Source organism: Pantoea sp. X-Soil-TKNS-1207, assembly GCF_059730485.1.
Genome location: NZ_AP035958.1, coordinates 1,415,464 through 1,432,186, shown reverse-complemented (window position 1 = coordinate 1,432,186; position 16,723 = coordinate 1,415,464). Strand labels below are relative to the sequence as shown.

Sequence of the window (16,723 nt, the reverse complement as noted above, 5' to 3'; positions counted from 1 at the left end):
TTTTTCACAGTCAGACGTTAAGGGTAGTCAGCCGGTAAAAAAGGAGGTGCAGGATTTACAAAAGATCTGGCCCTCAGGGGACCGAGAACGCCACCACATCACGCACCATCTCATCAATGCCCGGACGCAGGTCGTTAAGGGTGATAGGTGTGCCGCTATTCGGCAGGTTTTTGCCAAAGGCTTTACGCACCACTTTGATCAAAGGCTTGCCCGTCTCTGCATCGCTGGCCTCCACTTCCAGGAACAGCGCGCTATTCTGGGTACGATGCCCGGTGGCCGCCATGGTGCTGGCCACGACCGCCGCAATCGGCACCACTTCATAGAACTGGACGCCTTCGTCCTCCGCCGTCACCGCTGTGATGGCGCTTCGCACCACCAGGGTCTTCGGTCCTTTGCGGGTCACGATGGGTTTGTGCACGGTAATCGCGGTTTTCAGCTGCTGATCGGTATATTGCCGTATTCCGTCCAGCGTCTCCTGGCTGATACGCGCCGTAGGATGCGCGGCGGGATAGAAGACCACTGGCGTGTAAACAACGGCGGAGTAATTTGCGCTGTGATAATCAGGTGAAATCCAGCGTAACGTCGGCTTACCGCTGGGTGACTGCGTCGGTTGCAGCTGGCTGTAATCACCGAGGAAGCCCGAATATTGTTTTTTATCAGCCACATGAGAAGTACAGCCCGTCGCCAGCAATGCCAGCGTCAACACAGGAACACAAACAAGTGAACGCATAGGTGAGCCCTTATGAGAGGTAATTGCTTCTCAAGCTTAGTTGTGGCGATGATAAAAGGTGAGAAAATTTAATGAAGTGTGAAAGATAACCACCTGCGGGCGCAGGTGGTTAGCAGGATTATTCGAAGCAGGTTTCCGGATTTTCAGACAGCGAAATAAAGGCGTCGCCGCCTTTGGTCAGCGCCATGATCTTGCCGCTTTCAATATCGTAAACCCACCCATGCAGGCGCAGCGCCTTTTTACGCAGCGCAACCGCTACCGAAGGATGTGTTTTGATATTGTTGAGCTGGGCGATCACGTTCTCTTTGACCATCTCGGTCAGCTTCATTTCCGGGGAGTCGTACTTTCTGCCTTCGACCACCGCGCGCGCTGCATCAGCATAGCGCAGCCAGTGTTCAACCGCTGGCATGGTGTCCATGCAGGAACATTCGGCGATCGCTTTCATCGCACCGCAGTTGGAGTGGCCGCAGATGATGATTTCGGTCACGCCCAGCGCCACTACCGCATATTCGATGGTCGCGGATACACCGCCCGGCTCCGGCCCGAACGACGGCACAATGTTGCCCGCGTTACGGATCACAAACAGCTGTCCCGGCTCCTGCTGCGTCACCAGTTCCGGCACCAGACGGCTATCTGAGCAGGAGATAAACAGGGCTTTGGGATTTTGGTTGGACGCCAGGCTTTTGAAAAGATCCTTCCTTTCAGGGAACACATTCTGTTGAAAACTCAGAAAACCTTTGATGATCTCTTGCATTTCTCTGCTCTCACATTATCCACTTCTGCCCCGCCAGTGAAGGATTCACCGTCAGCACTGCGTATTTTTTCCAGTATCGATAGTAACTTACAAGTTCCAACCGGGCATTTAAGCAAAATCGCCCGCTGAAGACAACCCTGTCAGCACCTCAGGCGTCGCTGTTTCGCCGCCTGACGCGTCGCCGCGCGCTTCAATAGTCTGGCAAAAATTATGCATTCTGGCCTTACATCAGACTATACAATTTCACCGCGGACCCCTGTACAATCGCACCCCTATCCACACTAATTATGATGAATTATTATTCTTATGAGCCATGTCACCAATCCTCCTCGCGTGGGCTTTGTCTCACTCGGCTGCCCAAAAAACCTCGTCGATTCTGAGCGCATCCTGACGGAACTGCGCACTGAAGGCTATGACGTGGTACCACGCTACGATGATGCGGAGATCGTCATCGTTAACACCTGTGGATTTATTGACAGCGCCGTGCAGGAATCCCTGGAAGCGATTGGTGAAGCGCTGAACGAAAACGGCAAAGTGATCGTCACCGGTTGCCTCGGTGCCAAAGTGGATCAGATCCGCGAAGTGCATCCTAAGGTGCTGGAGATTACCGGCCCGCACAGTTATGAGCAGGTGCTGTCGCACGTTCATCATTATGTGCCGAAGCCGGAACACAATCCGTTCCTCAGCCTGGTGCCTGAGCAGGGTGTGAAGCTGACGCCGCGCCATTACGCCTACCTGAAAATTTCTGAAGGCTGCAACCATCGCTGCACCTTCTGCATCATCCCGTCAATGCGTGGCGATCTCGACAGCCGTCCGATTGGCGCGGTGCTCGACGAAGCCAAACGCCTGGTGGAAGCCGGCGTTAAAGAGCTGCTGGTGATTTCGCAGGACACCTCCGCCTATGGCGTGGACGTGAAGCACCGCACCGGTTTCTGGAACGGTTCGCCGGTGAAAACCAGCATGGTCAGCCTGTGCGAGCAGCTGGCGAAGCTCGGCGTCTGGGTGCGTCTGCACTATGTCTATCCGTATCCGCATGTGGATGATGTGATCCCGCTGATGGCGGAAGGCAAAATCCTGCCCTACCTGGATATTCCGTTACAGCACGCCAGCCCGCGTATTCTTAAGCTGATGAAGCGTCCGGGTGCCGTTGAACGTACGCTGGAGCGCATCAAGCGCTGGCGTGAAATCTGCCCGGAACTGACGCTGCGTTCCACCTTTATCGTCGGCTTCCCCGGTGAAACCGAAGAAGATTTCCAGATGCTGCTCGACTTCCTGAAAGAAGCGCGTCTCGACCGCGTCGGCTGCTTCCAGTACAGCCCGGTTGAAGGCGCCACTGCCAACCAGCTGCCGGACCAGGTGCCGGACGAGGTGAAACAGCAGCGCTTCGAACGCTTTATGCAGCTGCAACAGCAGATCTCCGCAGAGCGCCTGCAGGAGAAGATCGGTCGCGAAATTCTGGTGATCATCGATGAAGTGGACGAAGAAGGTGCCGTGGGCCGCAGCATGGCCGATGCGCCGGAAATCGACGGTGCGGTCTATCTGAACGGCGACCGTCAGGTGAAAGTCGGCGATGTGGTGCGCGTTAAAGTCGAGCACGCCGATGAGTATGACCTGTGGGGTAGCCGGGTTTAATCTCTCCTCCCCCATGCCCGTCATGGGGGAAACATCTGCACATTATTTTACGTGGTAATTATTTTCCTGCGACAGTAAAGCGTCCTTCTTTTACACCGATAACCTCTTTACACGCCCTTCCTCAAAGAGATATCCGGATGCTGAAAAGAATGAAAGTCGTGACCGCCATCATCGTCATTCTGGTGGTCTTTACAGCCATGCAGGCCGTTTCCGGCTCGCTGTTTTTAACCTCGCTGATCGCCGGTCAGCGTAACTTCACCACCAGCGATCAATTATCCCATCAGCAGCGCGAACTGGCCGACGGCTGGCAAACGCTGGTGAAAACCCGCGTCACCATTAACCGCGTTGCCATCCGCATCCTGAAGAAACAGACCGATGCGGCATCGCTGGCGGCAATCGATCAATTACTGGTGGCGGCAGGTGCCTCACTCGACGAAGCGCGCCAGCACTTTGACCAGTATAAAAGCCTGCCGCGCATTGCAGGCCAAAGCGATGCCGCAGCCACGCTGGTTGAGGCAAAATTTAGCGCGATGGCCGATCTGATGCAGCAATCCGCGGCGTTTCTTAAAGCCAACGATTATCCTTCCTACGGCAATCTTGATGCCCAGCAGGCGCAGGACGATCTTGAAGCCGCCTACAAAGAGTGGCGTGCGCAGAATGTGCAGCTGCTGGCCAAGGCCAGCGCCGGCAATCAAAGCACCTACCATCACATGATGGTGATGGTGGCGGTGATAGCGGTGGTGGTGGTCCTGATGCTGGTGGCGGTGTGGGTACTGGTGCGCCACATTCTGCTGACGCCGATGAAGCAGCTGCAAAAGCAGATGGAACGCTTTGCCGAAGGCGACCTTTCCGCCACCTTACAGGTGGAAGGCCATAGCGAAATGGCCGCGCTGGCCGCCAGCCTTAACCATATGCAGCAGGCGCTGCTGAGCACCGTCAGCAACGTGCGGGACAGCGCCGACGCGATTTTCAGCAGCGTCAGCGAAATCGCCAGCGGCAACAACGATCTCTCCTCACGTACCGAGCAACAGGCCGCCTCGCTGGAAGAGACCGCCGCCAGCATGGAACAGCTTACCGCGACGGTGAAGCAGAATGCCGATAACGCCCGTCAGGCTACGCAACTGGCAAAAACAGCCTCCGACACCGCCGACAAGGGGGGCAATGTGGTCGCCGGTGTGGTGAAAACCATGCACGACATTGCCGACAGTTCGAAAAAGATCGCCGATATCACCAGCGTGATCGATGGCATCGCCTTCCAGACCAATATCCTCGCGCTGAACGCCGCGGTGGAAGCGGCGCGCGCCGGGGAACAGGGACGTGGATTTGCCGTGGTGGCTGGCGAAGTGCGTAACCTTGCCCAGCGCAGCGCCCAGGCGGCGAAAGAGATCAAACTGCTGATTGAAAACTCGGTGCAGCGCGTGAACCTCGGTTCACAGCAGGTCGGCAGCGCCGGTGACACCATGCAGGAGATCGTCAGCGCCGTAACCCGCGTCACCGACATTATGGGCGAGATCGCCTCGGCCTCGGATGAGCAGAGTCGCGGTATTGACCAGATTGGCCAGGCGGTGAACGAAATGGATCGCGTGACCCAGCAGAACGCCACGCTGGTGCAGGAATCCGCCAATGCGTCCGTCTCGCTGGAGCAGCAGGCCAGCCGCCTGGCGGCGGCGGTGGCACGTTTTAATACCGGCGTGCGTCAGGTCACGGCTGCCGCGCCGCTGGTGCGTCAGACGAAAGCTATCGCTGCCCCCCGCGCGGCTGCGGTGAGCGGTAACGATAACTGGGAGACGTTCTGATAAAAGCCGGGGCGGCATAAGATCTCAACCGCCATTAAAACGGTCAGCATAAAATCTCAACCGGTATTAAAACGGTCGGCATAAAATCTGAACCGGTATTAAAACGGTCGGCATTAATGCCGACCCTACGTGTAGGGTGCGCATTTATGCGCACCCTTCTACTGCCCTCAGGTTTTCAGCTTCGGGTCCAGCGCGTCGCGCAGCCCATCTCCCAACAGATTAAACGCCAGCACGGTCAGGAAAATCGCCAGGCTGGGGAAAATCGCCACATGAGGCGCAATCACCATATCGGCCCGCGCCTCATTCAGCATCGCGCCCCACTCCGGCGTCGGCGGTTGCGCGCCAAGGCCGAGAAACGACAGGCTGGCGGCGGTGATAATTGAGGTGCCGATGCGCATAGTGAAATACACCACGATCGACGACACCGTCCCCGGCAGAATATGGCGCATGATGATGGTCCAGTCCGTTGCCCCAATGCTTCGCGCCGATTCAATATAGGTTTGATGCTTCAGCACCAGCGTATTGCCGCGTACCAGACGCGCAAACGCCGGGATACTGAAAATCGCCACCGCGACAATCACGTTACTCATGCCGCTGCCCATAATCGCCACCACGGCAATCGCCAGCAGGATGCCGGGAAAGGCAAACAGCACATCGCACACGCGCATGGTGATTCGATCCCACCAGCCTTCGTAATAACCCGCCAGCAGCCCCAGCACCGTGCCGATCACCGTACCAATCGCCACCGAGAAAAACCCGGCAATCAGCGAGATACGCGTCCCCACCAGCACCCGGCTGAAGATATCGCGTCCGAGCGAATCAACGCCAAACCAGTGGATTAATGACGGGCCTTCATTCAGCCGGTCGTAGTCAAAATAGTTTTCCGCATCGAACGGAGCAATCCACGGGGCAACAAACGCCACCACAATCAGCAGCAGCACAAACACTCCGGCCAGCATCGCAACGTGCTGTCGGCGAAAACGCCGCCAGAATTCGCGCCACGGTGTGCGTACCCGGTTCTCCGTCATCATCGGCATGGTTTTCAATGCCGCTTCGCGTCGCCAGTTTTTCATTGCGACTCCTTACCTGTAGCGAATAGCCGGGTTGATCGCCGCGTACAGCATATCGACAATCAGGTTAATCAGAATGAACTCCAGCGAGAACAGCAGCACCTCGGCCTGAATCACCGGGTAATCGCGCATCTCCACTGAATCCACCAACAGACGGCCAAGGCCGGGCCAGTTGAACACCACCTCCACCACAATCGAGCCGCCGAGCAGAAAGCCAAATTGCAGCCCCATCATGGTGACTACCGGGATCATCGCGTTGCGCAGCCCGTGCTTCACTACCACCAGCGATTCGCGCACCCCTTTGGCGCGCGCGGTGCGCATATAATCTTCCTGCATCACCTCGACGAACGAGGCGCGGGTGAAGCGCGCCATCACCGCCGCCACGGCGGCGCCGAGGGTGATGGACGGCAGAATATAATGTCGCCAGCTGTCGGCGCCGACGGTCGGCAACCAGCCGAGATCGACGGAAAACACCTGCATCAGCAACATACCGAGGGCAAAGGCGGGAAACGAGATGCCGGAAACCGCCAGCGTCATGCCGATACGGTCCGGCCAGCGGTTACGCCACACGGCCGAGACGATACCAATCGCCATGCCGAACAGCACCGCCCACACCATGCTGCTGAGCGTCAGCCACAGGGTCGGCAAAAAGCGTGAGGCGATTTCACTGGAAACCGGACGCTTCGATACCATCGACTGACCAAAATCGCCCTGCACCGCATTCAGCATAAAATGCCAGAACTGCTTAATCAGCGGCTGATCCAGCCCCAGTTCCTGGCGCACCAGCGCCACCACCGACGCATCCGCTTCCGGCCCGGCCACCAGGCGCGCCGGATCGCCCGGCAGCAGATGCACAAACAGGAACACCAGCACCGCCACAATCAGCAGCGTGGGGATCAGTCCCAGTAATCGTTTGAGAAAATAATTCAGCATTCATCGTCCTGCACGGCAATGGCCAGCCCTGAAGGCTGGCCTTATCTACCCGTTATCGTTCCGGGTATCGGTTACTTCAGGTCAGCCTCATCAAAACTGAATGAGGTATCAGGCATGACGTAAAAACCGCTCAGATTTTTGTTGTTGGCAGAGAGCAGCTGCTCCACCACCAGCGGAATCCACGGATGATCGTTCCAGATACGATCCTGAGCATCTTTGTACAGCTTCGCCTTCTGGTCGCGATCGGTGGTTTTCAGCGCGTCGGCCAGATCTTTATCCACCTGCGGATTGCTGTAAAACGCGGTGTTAAAGATGGCTGGCGGCCATGAAGTGGTGGCGAACAGCGGCGTCAGCGCCCAGTCAGCTTCGCCGGTAGAGGCCGACCAGCCGGTGTAGAACATCCGCACGCCGCTCTCTTTCTGGCCTTTGCTCTCCACTTCAGCCGCACGCTGACCGGCATCCATCGCCGTGACTTTCACTTTCACGCCAACCTGCGCCAGCTGCTGCTGGGTGAACTGCAACACTTTCTGCGCAGTGCTGTGGTTATGCGACGACCACAGCGTAGTCTCGAAACCGTTGGGGAAACCCGCTTCTTTCAGCAATTCACGCGCTTTCGCCGGATCGTAGGCAACGGCCGGGTATTTCTGCGCAAAGTCGATAGCAGGCGGCACGATGCCGGTCGCCGGGGTGGCATAACCGGCAAACGCCACTTTCGCCAGCGCCTGGCGGTTGATGGCGTACTCCAGCGCTTCACGCACCTTCGGGTTGTCGAACGGTTTCTGGGTCACGTTCAGGCTGATATAACGCTGCATAATCGACGGCGTGGTGACCACATCAAGCTTGCTGTTTTTCTCCAGCAGTTTGGCCTGCTCAAACGGCACCGGGAAGGCGAAGGTCGCTTCGCCGGTCTGCAACATCGCCGCGCGGGTGTTGTTATCCACCACCGGACGCCAGGTGATGCTGTCGAGTTTCGGGTAGCCTTTCTTCCAGTAACCGTCCCACTTCTTCACCTTAACGAAGTCGGTCTGGTTCCAGGTCACAAATTCGAACGGGCCGGTGCCGACCGGGTGGAAACCAATATCCTTGCCATATTTTTTCAGCGCGGTGGGAGAAATCATCACCGCCGCCGGATGGGCGAGGTTATTGATAAAGGCTGAGAACGGCTGCTTCAGGGTGATTTTTACCGTGGTGGGATCAACCACTTCGGTGGTGGCAATGTACTTAAACAGGTTGTAGCGCTTGAGATGGTTATCCGGGTTGCTGGCGCGATCGAGGTTAACTTTAACCGCTTCGGCGTTGAAATCGGTGCCATCCTGGAACTTGACGTTCGGGCGCAGTTTGATGGTGTAGGTCAGACCATCGCTGCTGGCCTGATAGCTTTCCGCCAGCACATTGGTCAGCTTCATATCTTTATCGAAACCGAACAATCCCTGATAGAAAGATTTCGCCACCGCCTGCGACAGCGTGTCGTTGGCATCGTAAGGGTCAAGCGTGGTGAACGTTGAAGCCACGGCAATCACCGCATCTTTCGCCGCCCAGGCCGGTAGCGCCAGCGCCGAACTTAACAACCCGGCAGTGATAACCCCTTTACGCATAAAATTGTGCATCGCTATCATTCTCCTGTAGTCCCTGTCTGTACGCGACACCGCCTGGTGACGCGGATGAGTTGCTGCTATTCAGGTGCCGCTGATGGCGTGGCGGGCGACAAAATGCCCCGGCGCCACCTCAAGTAATGGCGCCACTTCCGGCTCATCGCCCAGCGGACGAATCGGGCTGGGGATTTCATCCACCAGCAACGCCCGCTCGCGGCGCCGGTGCGCCGGATCGGCCACCGGCACCGCGGCCATCAGTTTTTTGGTATAGGGATGGCGCGGCTGCTCAAACACCGCCTGACGCGGCCCCATCTCCACAATTTGTCCGAGATACATCACCGCCACACGATGGCTGATGCGTTCCACCACCGCCATATCGTGGGAAATAAACAGAAACGCGATGCCGAATTCGCGCTGCAAATCGAGCATCAGGTTGATGATTTGCGCCTGTATCGACACGTCCAGCGCCGAGACCGATTCATCGGCGATCACCACTCTGGGATTTAACGCCAGCGCGCGCGCAATGCAGATGCGCTGACGCTGACCACCCGAAAATTCATGCGGGTAGCGCTGCGCGTGTTCCGGCAGCAGCCCGACCCGCTCCAACAGCCAGGCGACGCGCTGCTCGGCCTGGCGGCGGCTCATCGCCCGATGCACCAGCAACGGTTCCATAATGGAAAATCCCACCGTCAGACGGGGATCGAGCGAGGCGTAAGGGTCCTGAAAGATAAACTGAATATCGCGGCGCAGCGTCGCCAGCGCGCGTCCCTGCAACGCGTCGATACGCTGCCCATCAAAGGTGATGGTGCCGCCCTGGCTGGCGACCAGACGCAGCAGGGAACGCCCGGTGGTGGATTTACCGCAGCCCGACTCCCCCACCAGCGCCAGCGTCTCTCCGGCGTAGAGATCAAAACTGACCTTCTCCACCGCGTGAACGCGGCGTTTAACCCGATTGAGCAAACCGCCGCGAATATCGAAGCGCGTCACCAGATCGCGCACCTGCAAAATCGGCGGGCGATCATGACGTACCGTGTCCTGCGGCGTCTGCACTTCGGTGCGGCCATCGTTATGCAGCAACGGGAATTTGGCGGGAAATGCCTGCCCGCTCATCGCGCCCAGCCTTGGGACGGCAGCCAGCAGCGCGCGGGTATAGGGTTGCTGCGGCTGGTCAAACAGTTGCTGCACCGGCGCGCGCTCGACCACATCGCCGCGATACATCACCTGCACGCGATCGGCCATCTCGGCGACCACGCCCATATCGTGGGTGATGAAAATCACCCCCATCTGCATCTCTTTTTGCAGCACGCGAATCAGTTGCAGGATCTGCGCCTGAATGGTGACGTCGAGGGCCGTGGTGGGTTCATCGGCAATCAACAACGCCGGTTTGCAGGAGAGCGCCATGGCGATCATCACGCGCTGACGCATCCCGCCAGAGAGCTGATGCGGATAGCGCGTCAGCACGTTTTGCGCTTCGGGGATACGTACCAGATCCAGCATACGCCGCGCTTCCGCCAGCGCCTGCTGATGGCTTTTGCCCTGATGCAGTCGGATCGATTCGGCGATCTGCTCACCCACGGTGAACACCGGGTTAAGCGAGGTCATCGGCTCCTGGAAGATCATCGCCATGTCGGCACCGCGTACGCGGCGCATCTGGCTGGCCGAGGCCTGCATCACATCCAGCAACTCGCCGTTACGCCGCCGCAGGGTGATCTCGCCGCTGACGTCGCCGCCCGCCTGCTCAATCAGCCGCATCAGCGCCAGTGAAGTGACCGATTTACCGGAACCCGACTCCCCCACCAGCGCCAGCGTCTCGCCGCGATGCAGATCAAGAGACAACTGACGCACCGCTTCAGTGATACGTCCTTCATGCTGAAACCGCACGTTCAGGTCACGGACTGCCAGAACCTGTTCGTCGGCCAATTGCAGCTTTCGATCCGTCATGCCTGCTCCTTAGCTGTCGCGGTAAATGGCTACCTCTACCTCGCCACCGACGTAAGCGAATCCGCGGTACATGCCTTCGCTGTTAAATGGCAGCGCCACGTTACCGTGACAATCGACGGCAATCAGCCCGCCGCTGCCGTCCAGCTCCTGCACTTTATCGTGGATGACGCTGGCGCAGGCCTGTTGCAGCGAACGTCCGGCATAGCGCATCTGCGCCGCCACATCGTAAGCCGCCAGCGTGCGGATAAAGACCTCGCCGGTGCCGGTGCAGGAGACCGCGACGCTGTCGTTGCTGGCGTAGCAGCCCGCGCCCACCAGCGGTGAATCACCCACACGCCCGGCCTGTTTATTGGTCATGCCGCCGGTGGAGGTGGCCGCCGCCAGGTTGCCATCCAGATCGAGCGCTACCGCTCCCACGGTGCCGAATTTACGATCGGGGTCCAGCGGGTCGTCGCTCTGCGCGGCGCCATCGTGGTCCAGCACCATCTGCTGGCTGCTGAGCGCGCGTTGCAGCTGCTCCCAGCGTTCCGGTGTGGAGAAGTAATCCGGCTCGACCTGTTCCAGCCCCTGCTGCTGCGCAAAGGCTTCTGCGCCTGCGCCGATAAACATCACATGCGGACTGGCTGCCAGCACTGCGCGCGCCGCAAGGATAGGATTGCGGATACGGTTAACCCCCGCCACCGCGCCGACATCCAGGGTGCGGCCATCCATAATGCTGGCGTCGAGTTCGTGCGTCCCCTGATGGGTGAACACCGCGCCTTTACCGGCGTTAAACAGCGGACACTCTTCCAGCAGGCGTACCGCTTCGGTCACCGCATCCAGCGCGCTGCCGCCGTCGGCAAGAATTTGCTGACCGGTCGCGAGAATCGCCGCCAGTTGCTGACGATAATACTGTTCTTTTTCGGCGCTCATCGCCGCGCGGGTGATCGCTCCCGCACCGCCGTGAATGGCGATTACTGCTTTAGTCATACCCATTACCCTGTCAAGGAATCCGAACCAAAAACACTGATTTAGAATGGTTTTCATTATTTTTTGGCAATTTTCGACTATAGAAAGGCCATCCAGCCTTGTAAAGCAGAAACTGTGCTGCCGGGTCATAACCTTTTATTGTGGTTTATGCCTTTAAGTTTGACAAAAGCGTGAGCGGTGTCCGGTTACGCAGGTGCAGAACACTATACTCACTGCAAAGATGATGCCGGAGCTACCTATGAACAGTTATACCCATGCCCTGGTGCTGGTTCAGGGTAAAGAAGATGGCGCACTGCTGCTCAGCGAGGCCGTCACGCTGGCTGAGCAACTGCAAATGACCATTACGCTGGCGCACATTAGCGATGACTACCGGGAAATGAACTATGCCGCGGACAGCCTGATGAACGATGTGGTATCGGACGAGGTTATCCGGGCGAAAGCGCTGATGAGTAAGCTCGCAGCCAGCGTAACCATGCCGATTAAATGCTACCAGCTGGTCACTCTGCACCGCTTTAACGATATTGCAAAATGCATTGCGGAAAAACATATCGATTTAGTGATTGCCGGACACCGCAACCGCTTTATGGGTGTCCTTACCTCAAAATCAATGGAGTACATCAACCGATTAAGCATTGATGTGCTGATTAAACATTTGCCATACGAATAGGGTGACGGGCATTTGCCCGCATGTGACTCGGCGGACAAATGCCACCATAATAGACGGCATCTGACATAACCAGGCTGATATGGACATGGAACCTTTTACCGCAGGCTTAATCTCCCTCGAAGACGCGCAGCAAAAAATGCTGGCGCAACTCACCCCGATTACCGACTCACTCCAGGTGCCGCTGTTTGAAGCAGCCGGACGCATCACCGCTGCGCCGGTACTCTCGCCGCTGGATGTGCCGCCGTTTGATAATGCCGCGATGGACGGTTATGCCGTGCGGCTGGCCGACCTGAGCGACAAGCGCGTATTGCCGGTGGCCGGTAAGGCCTTCGCCGGTGCGCCATTCAGCGGCGAGTGGCCCGCTGGCAGCGTGGTGCGCATTATGACCGGGGCGCCGGTGCCTGCGGGCTGTGACGCGGTGGTGATGCAGGAAGAGACTGAACAACGTGACGACGGCATTGTGATCACTGCGCCGGTCAGCGCCGGGCAGCATATCCGTCGCAGCGGCGAAGATATTCAGGCCGGCAAGCAGGTGCTGGATGCGGGCGTGCGGTTGGGTGCGGCGGAGCTGCCGCTGCTCGCTTCGCTCGGCATTGCCGAAGTGAGCGTGCTGCGCAAACTGCGCGTGGCAATCTTCTCCACCGGCGATGAATTGCAGGCGGTGGGCCAGCCGCTGGCTGCCGGGCAGATCTACGATACCAACCGCTTCACCGTGCGGCTGATGCTCAACAAACTCAGCTGTGAAGTGATCGATCTTGGAGTGATTGCGGACGATCCAGAGGCACTGCGCCAGGCCTTTAGCGAAGCCGATCGTCAGGCTGACGTGGTGATCAGCACCGGCGGGGTGTCGGTGGGTGAAGCCGATTTCACCAAAGCGATGCTGGAGGAGCTGGGCGCCATTACCTTCTGGAAGCTGGCCATCAAACCCGGCAAACCCTTTGCCTTTGGCCGCCTGGCCAACAGCTGGTTCTGCGGCCTGCCCGGCAATCCGGTTTCCGCCGCCGCCACTTTTTATCAGCTGGTGCAGCCGCTGCTGGCCACGCTGACCGGGCAGAAAACCCGCATCATGCCTCCGCGTTTGCGCGCACGCGCGGCGCAGCGGCTGAAAAAATCCCCCGGACGACTCGATTTTCAACGCGGCATCTTTAGTCGCGGCGAGGATGGCATGATAGAAGTGCGCAGCACCGGCCCGCAAGGCTCCCACGTATTCAGCTCTTTTGCCTTAGCCAACTGTTTTATCGTGCTGGAGCGTGAGCGCGGCGATGTTGAGGCTGGCGAATGGGTTGAGGTCGAGCCGTTCAACAGTTTGCTGGAGGGATAAATGCACGCCGAGCTGAGCGATGAAGAGATGCTGCGCTACAACCGGCAGATCGTACTGCGCGGCTTCGATTTTGACGGTCAGGAGAGGCTGAAAGCCGCACGCGTGCTGGTGATCGGCCTTGGCGGTCTCGGCTGTGCCGCGTCGCCTTACCTGGCGGCGGCCGGGGTCGGCCAGCTGACGCTGCTCGATTTCGATACCGTCGCGCTGAGTAATCTGCAACGCCAGATCCTGCATCACGACGACACTCTCGGCAGGGCCAAGGTGGATTCGGCGGCGCAGCAACTGGCGGCGATCAATCCGCACTGTCAGCTGGAGGCGATCAATGCCCGGCTCGACGATGACGCCCTGGCTGCGCTGATTGCCCGGCACGATGCGGTGCTGGATTGCACCGATAACGTCAGTACCCGTGAACAGATCAACCGTCTGTGCTGGCAGCACAAGGTGCCGCTGATTTCTGCCGCCGCCATCCGCATGGAAGGCCAGCTTAGCGTATTTACCTGGCAGCCCGGCACGCCCTGCTATCGCTGCATCAGCCGCTTGTTTGGCGAACAGGCGCTGAGCTGCGTCGAGGCAGGCGTGATGGCGCCGCTGGTTGGGGTGATGGGTTCATTGCAGGCGATGGAGACGTTAAAAGTGCTGGCAGCATTTGGCACACCGGCCAGCGCACGGCTGCTGATGTACGATGCGTTCAGCGCGGAGTTCCGTAATATGAAGGTGGCGCAGGATGCGCATTGCGAGGTGTGCGGGGTGAAGTGATGGGCTGGTCGGCATCAATGCCGACCCTACACCGTAGGGTGCGCATTAATGCGCACCGTTTGGATGTATGCATGAAACGCCAGCGCATTGATGCGCACCGTATCCATGCAGCCTTACACAATCCCCTGGCTACGCAGATAATCTTCGTAGTTGCCGGTGAAGTCCACCAGGCGATCGCCTCTCATCTCCAGCACACGGGTTGCCAGCGAGCTGACAAACTCACGGTCGTGTGAAACGAAGATCAGCGTGCCTTCATACATCTCCAGCGCCATATTGAGCGATTCAATCGACTCCATATCGAGGTGGTTGGTCGGTTCGTCCATGATCAGAATGTTCGGTTTCTGCATCATCAGTTTACCAAACAGCATCCGGCCCTTCTCACCCCCGGACAGCACCTTCGCTGGCTTTTTGATGTCGTCCTGGCTGAACAGCAGACGACCGAGGATGCCGCGCACCGCCTGCTCGTCATCGCCGTCCTGCTTCCACTGGCTCATCCAGTCAAACACCGTCAGGTCATCAGCAAAATCTGCCGCGTGATCCTGCGCGTAATAACCGATGCGCGCGTTCTCTGACCATTTCACCGTGCCGCTGTCTGGCGTCAGTTCACCCACCAGCGTTTTCAGCAGCGTGGTTTTACCGATACCGTTGGCACCCAGCACCGCCATTTTCTCGCCCACTTCCAACAGCAGATTGAGGTTTTTAAACAGCGGACCGTTATCAAAACCTTTGGTGATGGCTTCCACTTCCAGCGCATTACGGAACAGTTTCTTATCCTGCTCGAAACGGATATACGGGTTCTGACGGCTGGAGGCTTTCACTTCATCCAGTTTGATTTTATCAATCTGTTTGGCGCGTGAAGTCGCCTGACGTGATTTAGAGGCGTTAGCGCTAAAACGGCTGACGAAGGATTGCAGCTCGGCAATTTGCGCTTTCTTTTTCGCGTTATCCGATAATAAACGCTCACGCGCCTGGGTCGCCGCGGTCATATATTCGTCATAGTTACCCGGATAAACGCGCAGTTCGCCATAATCGAGATCCGCCATATGCGTACAAACCATATTCAGGAAATGACGGTCATGCGAAATGATGATCATGGTACTGTTGCGTTCGTTCAGTACCTGCTCCAGCCAGCGGATGGTGTCAATATCCAGGTTGTTGGTCGGTTCATCGAGCAACAGAATATCCGGATTGGCAAATAATGCCTGCGCCAGCAACACACGTAATTTCCAGCCGGGAGCAATTTCACTCATCGGGCCGTAATGCTGCTCAACCGGAATGCCAACACCCAGTAATAACTCCCCTGCGCGGGATTCGGCACTGTAACCATCCATCTCACCGTATTCCACTTCAAGGTCGGCGACTTTATAGCCTTCCTCTTCGCTCATTTCCGGCAAAGCATATATACGGTCACGCTCCTGCTTGACGGTCCATAATTCATGGTGACCCATAATGACGGTGTCCAGCACGCTATATTGCTCAAACGCAAACTGGTCCTGACGCAACTTACCGATACGCTCATTCGGGTCGAGGGAAACATTTCCCGCCGATGGCACCAGGTCGCCGCCCAGTATTTTCATGAAGGTCGATTTACCGCTGCCGTTCGCACCGATTAAACCGTAACGATTACCGCCGCCAAATTTAACGGAGATATTCTCAAACAGCGGCTTGCTGCCGAACTGCATGGTGATATTGCTGGAAACTAACACGGCATTGACCTTTGTTACGCAGTGGAGGAAAAAACAGCGGGCATTATGCCAGAAGCAGGCACCCGGACGCCACCTCTGCGCCTGCCGGACCTGCGGTTTGCGCGGCAGCGTGTTGTTGCCAATACAGAAATAAAAAAGCCGGAGGTGACATCCACCTCCGGCTCCCGCTTACAAGGATTGTGCAGCTTATTTGATCAGGAAATCATCCAGGCTTTTGCCGCTGTCCAGCGCCTTTTTAATGGCAGCTGGGGTACGGCCCTGGCCGGTCCAGGATTTCACTTCGCCGTTCTCATCAGTGTAAGAATATTTTGCCGGGCGCGGCGCACGCTTAGCGCGTTTTTTACCGGTTTCCAGCGCACCCAGTAATTCGTTAGGATCGATGCCGTCAGCCAGCAGCATTTCGCGGTATTTAGACAGTTTCTCTTCTTTTTCGCGATTCTGTGCTTCTTCAGCTTGTACTTCTTCACGACGCTCAGTCACTACCACGGTTAATTTTTCCAGAATTTCTTCCAGATCGGTCAGTGGCAGTTCACGAGCCTGTGCACGTAATGTGCGAATGTTGTTCAGAACTTTAAATGCGTCACTCATCACAATGTCCTTGCTTAAGGGGTTTAAATAAACTGTAGTGGCAAGATTACCCAATTCAAATAAAAAAATAAATTAATTTTATAGCAGGGATAATTCTTAAGTGATGAAGATATTCATCGCGCACTTCATTAAACCAGGCCGCTCGCTTTAATTAACCCTGAATTAACACCGGCGAGCTGAACTTTCGTTTAGTGGATAATCCTTCCTGCCGCAGAAGTGAACACAATGGTAAACAAAGATTAATGAGCGTACTAAAACATGTTTTCAC

The 16,723-nt window shown here is 57.3% G+C and carries 14 protein-coding genes; 5 read left to right on the top strand and 9 right to left on the bottom strand.

Annotated elements, in window-relative coordinates; translation table 11 throughout:
- Positions 1–73: 73 nt before the first annotated feature.
- Both AC6I8V_RS06585 and AC6I8V_RS06580 read right to left on the bottom strand, forming a co-directional pair.
- Complete coding sequence (locus AC6I8V_RS06585) at positions 74–730, bottom strand: DUF3313 domain-containing protein (RefSeq protein WP_497845089.1); 657 nt, start codon at positions 728–730, stop codon at positions 74–76.
- Positions 731–848: 118 nt separating this feature from the next.
- Entirely contained in the window at positions 849–1,484 is a 636-nt protein-coding gene (locus AC6I8V_RS06580) for a carbonic anhydrase (protein WP_497845088.1), read from the bottom strand.
- Between the two features lie 306 nt (positions 1,485–1,790).
- Here AC6I8V_RS06580 and rimO point away from each other — a divergent pair, with 306 nt between their 5' ends.
- Both rimO and AC6I8V_RS06570 read left to right on the top strand, forming a co-directional pair.
- Positions 1,791–3,116, top strand: coding sequence for a 30S ribosomal protein S12 methylthiotransferase RimO (gene rimO, locus AC6I8V_RS06575; protein ID WP_497845087.1), 1,326 nt, complete (start codon positions 1,791–1,793; stop codon positions 3,114–3,116).
- Between the two features lie 137 nt (positions 3,117–3,253).
- Positions 3,254–4,912, top strand: a complete 1,659-nt coding sequence (locus tag AC6I8V_RS06570) for a methyl-accepting chemotaxis protein (protein WP_497845086.1) — start codon at positions 3,254–3,256, stop codon at positions 4,910–4,912.
- A 167-nt stretch (positions 4,913–5,079) separates the two neighbouring features.
- Here AC6I8V_RS06570 and gsiD read toward each other — a convergent pair whose 3' ends face one another.
- From gsiD to AC6I8V_RS06545, 5 genes are all read right to left on the bottom strand, one after another.
- Positions 5,080–5,985 (bottom strand): glutathione ABC transporter permease GsiD, encoded by a 906-nt coding sequence (gene gsiD, locus AC6I8V_RS06565; protein ID WP_497845085.1) that lies wholly within the window; start codon positions 5,983–5,985, stop codon positions 5,080–5,082.
- Between the two features lie 9 nt (positions 5,986–5,994).
- Positions 5,995–6,915, bottom strand: a complete 921-nt coding sequence (gsiC, locus tag AC6I8V_RS06560) for a glutathione ABC transporter permease GsiC (RefSeq protein ID WP_497845084.1) — start codon at positions 6,913–6,915, stop codon at positions 5,995–5,997.
- Between the two features lie 71 nt (positions 6,916–6,986).
- On the bottom strand, positions 6,987–8,522 hold the full coding sequence (gsiB, locus tag AC6I8V_RS06555; RefSeq protein ID WP_497845083.1) for a glutathione ABC transporter substrate-binding protein GsiB: 1,536 nt from the start codon (positions 8,520–8,522) through the stop codon (positions 6,987–6,989).
- Between the two features lie 69 nt (positions 8,523–8,591).
- Positions 8,592–10,448 (bottom strand): glutathione ABC transporter ATP-binding protein GsiA, encoded by a 1,857-nt coding sequence (gsiA, locus tag AC6I8V_RS06550; protein WP_497845082.1) that lies wholly within the window; start codon positions 10,446–10,448, stop codon positions 8,592–8,594.
- A gap of 9 nt (positions 10,449–10,457) precedes the next feature.
- A complete protein-coding gene (locus tag AC6I8V_RS06545; protein ID WP_497845081.1) occupies positions 10,458–11,417 on the bottom strand; it encodes an isoaspartyl peptidase/L-asparaginase family protein in 960 nt (319 codons plus the stop codon).
- A gap of 238 nt (positions 11,418–11,655) precedes the next feature.
- Here AC6I8V_RS06545 and AC6I8V_RS06540 point away from each other — a divergent pair, with 238 nt between their 5' ends.
- From AC6I8V_RS06540 to moeB, 3 genes are all read left to right on the top strand, one after another.
- Positions 11,656–12,084 carry a universal stress protein gene (locus tag AC6I8V_RS06540; protein ID WP_497845080.1) on the top strand — a complete coding sequence of 143 codons (429 nt, stop codon included), beginning with the start codon at positions 11,656–11,658 and terminating at the stop codon, positions 12,082–12,084.
- An 85-nt stretch (positions 12,085–12,169) separates the two neighbouring features.
- On the top strand, positions 12,170–13,405 hold the full coding sequence (gene moeA, locus AC6I8V_RS06535) for a molybdopterin molybdotransferase MoeA (RefSeq protein ID WP_497845079.1): 1,236 nt from the start codon (positions 12,170–12,172) through the stop codon (positions 13,403–13,405).
- Positions 13,406–14,161, top strand: a complete 756-nt coding sequence (gene moeB / locus AC6I8V_RS06530; protein WP_497845078.1) for a molybdopterin-synthase adenylyltransferase MoeB — start codon at positions 13,406–13,408, stop codon at positions 14,159–14,161. It begins immediately after the preceding gene.
- Between the two features lie 113 nt (positions 14,162–14,274).
- Here the strand turns inward: moeB and AC6I8V_RS06525 are convergent, their stop codons facing one another.
- Both AC6I8V_RS06525 and AC6I8V_RS06520 read right to left on the bottom strand, forming a co-directional pair.
- The gene (locus AC6I8V_RS06525) at positions 14,275–15,867 is read right to left on the bottom strand and encodes an ABC-F family ATPase (protein WP_497845077.1); all 1,593 of its coding nucleotides are present in this window, start codon (positions 15,865–15,867) and stop codon (positions 14,275–14,277) included.
- A gap of 186 nt (positions 15,868–16,053) precedes the next feature.
- Positions 16,054–16,455, bottom strand: a complete 402-nt coding sequence (locus AC6I8V_RS06520) for an H-NS family histone-like protein (RefSeq protein WP_497845076.1) — start codon at positions 16,453–16,455, stop codon at positions 16,054–16,056.
- Positions 16,456–16,723: the final 268 nt, after the last annotated feature.

What these genes read in the sequence shown, in the direction of transcription:
- AC6I8V_RS06585 (WP_497845089.1), bottom strand. Translation starts at nt 730, where the DNA reads ATGCGTTCACTTGTTTGTGTTCCTGTGTTGACGCTGGCATTGCTGGCG.
- AC6I8V_RS06580 (WP_497845088.1), bottom strand. Translation starts at nt 1,484, where the DNA reads ATGCAAGAGATCATCAAAGGTTTTCTGAGTTTTCAACAGAATGTGTTC.
- rimO (WP_497845087.1), top strand. Translation starts at nt 1,791, where the DNA reads ATGAGCCATGTCACCAATCCTCCTCGCGTGGGCTTTGTCTCACTCGGC.
- AC6I8V_RS06570 (WP_497845086.1), top strand. Translation starts at nt 3,254, where the DNA reads ATGCTGAAAAGAATGAAAGTCGTGACCGCCATCATCGTCATTCTGGTG.
- gsiD (WP_497845085.1), bottom strand. Translation starts at nt 5,985, where the DNA reads ATGAAAAACTGGCGACGCGAAGCGGCATTGAAAACCATGCCGATGATG.
- gsiC (WP_497845084.1), bottom strand. Translation starts at nt 6,915, where the DNA reads ATGCTGAATTATTTTCTCAAACGATTACTGGGACTGATCCCCACGCTG.
- gsiB (WP_497845083.1), bottom strand. Translation starts at nt 8,522, where the DNA reads ATGCACAATTTTATGCGTAAAGGGGTTATCACTGCCGGGTTGTTAAGT.
- gsiA (WP_497845082.1), bottom strand. Translation starts at nt 10,448, where the DNA reads ATGACGGATCGAAAGCTGCAATTGGCCGACGAACAGGTTCTGGCAGTC.
- AC6I8V_RS06545 (WP_497845081.1), bottom strand. Translation starts at nt 11,417, where the DNA reads ATGACTAAAGCAGTAATCGCCATTCACGGCGGTGCGGGAGCGATCACC.
- AC6I8V_RS06540 (WP_497845080.1), top strand. Translation starts at nt 11,656, where the DNA reads ATGAACAGTTATACCCATGCCCTGGTGCTGGTTCAGGGTAAAGAAGAT.
- moeA (WP_497845079.1), top strand. Translation starts at nt 12,170, where the DNA reads ATGGAACCTTTTACCGCAGGCTTAATCTCCCTCGAAGACGCGCAGCAA.
- moeB (WP_497845078.1), top strand. Translation starts at nt 13,406, where the DNA reads ATGCACGCCGAGCTGAGCGATGAAGAGATGCTGCGCTACAACCGGCAG.
- AC6I8V_RS06520 (WP_497845076.1), bottom strand. Translation starts at nt 16,455, where the DNA reads ATGAGTGACGCATTTAAAGTTCTGAACAACATTCGCACATTACGTGCA.